3 protein-coding genes are annotated in these 4091 nt (G+C 68.8%); all 3 read right to left on the bottom strand.

Features of this window, described 5'->3' with window-relative positions:
- Window positions 1-1559, bottom strand: a 1559-nt coding sequence (locus tag G3N98_RS38585) for an efflux transporter outer membrane subunit (protein ID WP_206151059.1), incomplete at its 3' end; no start/stop codon positions are given.
- An 8-nt stretch (window positions 1560-1567) separates the two neighbouring features.
- Window positions 1568-2506, bottom strand: a complete 939-nt coding sequence (locus G3N98_RS38580) for a glycosyltransferase family 2 protein (RefSeq protein ID WP_089426828.1) — start codon at window positions 2504-2506, stop codon at window positions 1568-1570.
- A 10-nt stretch (window positions 2507-2516) separates the two neighbouring features.
- Entirely contained in the window at window positions 2517-4034 is a 1518-nt protein-coding gene (locus G3N98_RS38575) for a DHA2 family efflux MFS transporter permease subunit (protein ID WP_241026283.1), read from the bottom strand.
- Window positions 4035-4091 lie beyond the last annotated feature (57 nt).

The raw sequence follows: 4091 nt of genomic DNA, 5'->3' as shown, positions 1-4091 counted from the left end.
GTAGCCGAAGCGCCTCTCCTGGCCGCCCCGCTACGCGCCCGATGCGCGGCCGGCACCTGCGCAACCGCCGCGCCTGCATCGAACCCGCCGCCGAGCGCGCCGATGAGCCCGATGCGCAGCGACCGCTGCCGGCCGAGCAACGCGATCATCTGCGCGCGCTCGTCGATCAGCGTGAGATCCGCGACGTCCACGTCCTTCTGCATCAGCACGCCGCGCCGGTGCCGGTCGGTTGCGATCTCAACGATCTTCTGCGCGGCCGCGACCGCGTCCTGCTGCTGCGCGACGAGCGTCTGCGACGTCTGCAGCGACGTGACGAACTGCGCGACCTGGCCGAGCGCGTCGTCGACGGTCTTGTTGTACAGGCCGATCGCGACGTCGGCCTGCGCGACATCCGCACCGAGCTTCGCCTTCAGCCGGCCGCGATCGAAGATCGGCAGCGAGATCGCCGGGCCGATGGAACCGGCGAGCGCATCGCGCGAGAACAGCGACGCGGGCGTGAGCGCGAACACGCCGCCGAGCGCGACGAGGTTCACGTCCGGATAGAACTGTGCGCGCGTCGAATCGGCATTCGCGAACGCGGCTTCGACACGCAAGCGCGCGGCGACGATGTCGGGCCGGCGCCCCAGGAGATCGGCCGGCAGCCGCGCGGGCAGCGCGCCGCCCGCGAAGACACCAACGCGTGGCCGCTGCAGCGCGAGCCCGCGCTCCGGGCCTCGGCCCGACAGCACGCCGAGCTGCAATTGCGCGAGCTTGATCTGCTCGTCGTTCATCGCGATCTGCGCGAGCAGCTTGCTACGCTTGATCGATGCGTCGCTCGCGTCGTACGCGTTGTCGAGCCCGCGCGCGGTGCGCTCGCGCAGCACCGTCGTCACGCGCTGGCTGACCTTCAGCTTCTGCTGCAGCAGGTCCTGCGTCGCATACGCCTGGTCGAGCTGGCAGTACACGGTGACGATCGCGACCGCCAGCGTGAGCCGCACCTGCTCGGCCTCGACCCGCGCCGCTTCGCGCAGCGACATCAGGCTCTTCGTCGCGGCGCGGTTCTTGCCCCACAGGTCTAGCTGGTAGGTCAGCCCGACGAACACCGACGACGGCGACGTGTTCGGATCGCCGAAGATCTCCACCGGCACGCGATAGCCGCTGACCGACACGTTGGCGACGTCGTCGCCCGGCTTCGGCATGCGCGCGCGGCTGACCGTCGCGCCGGCCGTGCCCGTCAGCCCCGTCAACGAATCGAACTGCTGAAGCTGCGCCTGCGCGATCCGCAGCCGCGCCTGCGCGACCTGTAGGTCGGGATTGTTTTGCGAAGCCTCGGCGACCAGCGCGTCGAGCTGCGGATCCTGCAGCTGCTTCACCCAGTCGGGCGCGGGCCATGCGCCGTTCACGCCGGGGCCGGCCGTATGCGCGAGCGCATCGTCGGCCGGCGCGCGCAACGACAGCGACGGCAGGAAGCCCGACGGCACGCATCCGCTCAACGCCAGCGACACTGCCGCGGCGACGATCATCATCGAGCCGCTCTTCACGCCACGCGCCACAGTCGCCGCTTCATTCACACGCCGCATCGCGCCCCTCACCCCTGCTGAACGCGTTGCGCACGCGCGGCCAGACGCGGCCGCGTGCGTTCGAGCGGGCCGAGCCGGCCGAACAGGCCATCCGCGACGCCGAACAGAATGCCGGCGAGCTTCGCGCGCTTGTCGCGTTCGACGAGCGCGATCTGCACGACCTGCCATATCGTCAACAGGTTCGGCACGATCGCCACCGGAAAGCGCAACCCGTACTGCATCCCGAGCTGCACCGCATTGCGCGCGCTGTAATAGCGCCGTTGCCACGAGTGATTCATCGACGTCATTTCAAAAGGGCCGAGCGCATGACGCTGCTTCGCGCCGATCCGGTGCGGCAGCACCAGCGACGGCACGACATAGAGCGGCACGTTGCGCGACAACGCGCGGAAACTGTATTCGGTATCGACGTGATCGATGAACAGCGTCTCGTCGAAGCGGCCGAGCACGTCGAACGCGTCACGCGACACGACGCAGCCCGACGAAATCAGGAACGCGCAGCGCTGCAACGACGCACCCGGCTCGATGCGCAGGCGGCGCAGCCCGATCCCGTTGGTCGACAGTTCGGGCAGGAAGCTGCGCGCGTTTTCGTCGAAGATGCGCGGGCCCGCCAGGAACGGGCGCCCGCCAAGCCCCGCGCAGACTTCGCGCATCGCGGGGAAATACGCGGCCGGCACCGACGAATCCTGGTCGAACAGCGCGACGGCGTCGATCCGATCGCGAAACAACGCCGCGAGCCCCGCGTTGTACGCGCCCGCGATCCCGCCGCGATTGCCGTGATGCAGCAGCGCGATGCCCTCGCGCGCGCACAGCTCGCGGGCCCGCGCATCGGGCTGCGGCGTGTTGTCGACGACGAGCAGCGCGTCGCACGCGTGCCGCCATGCGCCGAGCGCGTCGAGCTGTGCATCGCTCGGGTGATACAGGATCACGAGTGCGCCGAGTGTCGTCATGTTCCTCTCCTCAATGCCCGAACGACGCCGCCGCGCCGCGTTTCGGCCGCGTCAGCCACATCATTGCCGCGAGGGCGAGACACGTCATGCTCGCCATCCAGAACATGTCGTTGGTCGCCATCATGTAGGCCTGCTGCATCACGACCTGGTGCAGCGTCGACAGCTCGCGCACGCCGTCCACGCCCATCGCGTTCAACGTGTGCACGAAGCGCTGCGTGTTCGCCGACGCGTGCGTGACGGATTGCGACACGACGTCGTAGTGATAGGTCGCGCGGTTGTCCCACAGCGTCACGCTCATCGCGGTGCCGAACGCGGCGGACAGCGTGCGCAGGAAGTTCGACAGGCTCGACGCGGCCGCGAGCCGGTCGTCCGGAATGCGCGACAGCGTCGCGGCGGTCAGCGGAATGAAGAAGCACGGCAGCCCGATCCCCTGGATCAGCCCCGGCGCGGCGATCTGCGCGAACGTCATCTTCAGCGTGAAATGCGCATCCCACGCGAGCACGGCCGCGAACACGAGGAAGCCGAAGGTCGCGAGCACGCGCGCGTCGAAGCGATGCGCATGCAGCCCGACGAGGATCGAGAACACCAGCGCGAGCACGCCGAGCGACGCCGTGGCGAGCCCCGCGTGAAACGCGTTGTAGCCCATCACGGCCTGCATCCACAGTGGAAACACGACGCCGACCACCGAGAAGCTCATCATCCCGAGCGAGATGATCAGGACACAGAACGAGAACGTGCGATCGCGGAACAGGCTGAGATCGACGACGGGATGCGCTTCGCCCGCCTCCCAGATCAGCAGCGACACGATCGAGAGCGCCGCGACCACCGCGAGCGTGACGATCAGCGGCGAGCCGAACCAGCCGCGATCGTGGCCGAGATCGAGCATCGCCTGCAGCGAGCCGACGCCGATCACGAGCAGCACGATGCCCGGCACGTCGATCGGGCCGGCCGTGCCGCGTTGCGCGTCAGGGCGCAGCATCGCGGTGCAGACCGCGAACGAGAACAGCCCGATCGGCAAATTGATGAGGAAGATCCACGGCCACGAGAAGGTGTCGACGATCCAGCCGCCGACCACCGGCCCGAAGATCGGCGCGAGCAGCACCGTCATCGCCCACAGCGCGAGCGCGATCGTGCGCTTGTCCGGCGGGAACGTGCGCAGCAGGATCGTCTGCGACAGCGGCACCATCGGCCCGGAAAACAGCCCCTGCAGCGCACGGCAGATCACCAGCACGTGCAGGTCGCGCGCGAGCCCGCACAGCAGCGACGTCAGCGTGAACAGCAGGATCGCGCCGACGAACAGCCGCAACTCGCCGACGCGGCGCGCGAGCCAGCCCGTCAGCGGCACCGCGATCGCGGCCGCGACCGAATACGAGCTGATCACCCACGTGCCCTGGCTGTTCGATACACCGAGACTGCCGGAGATCGCCGGCACCGCGACGTTCGTCACGGTCGAGTCGAGCACCTCGATGAAGGTCGCGAGCGACAGCGCGAACGTCAGCAGCGCGAGCCGGACGCCACGCACCGGCAGATCGGAAGAGCCGCCACGAGGGAAAGGGTTTATGGGATCGTGGTGGTTCTCGTGGTT

It is taken from the genome of Burkholderia sp. Tr-20390 (genome assembly GCF_017104595.1).
Lineage (GTDB): Bacteria > Pseudomonadota > Gammaproteobacteria > Burkholderiales > Burkholderiaceae > Burkholderia.
Note: the sequence above shows the minus strand (reverse complement) of the source record. Positions and strands in the feature narration are given on the sequence as shown.

Bases quoted from the DNA above. Each gene is read 5' to 3' on its own strand.
- G3N98_RS38580 (WP_089426828.1), bottom strand. From the start codon at position 2,506: ATGACGACACTCGGCGCACTCGTGATCCTGTATCACCCGAGCGATGCA.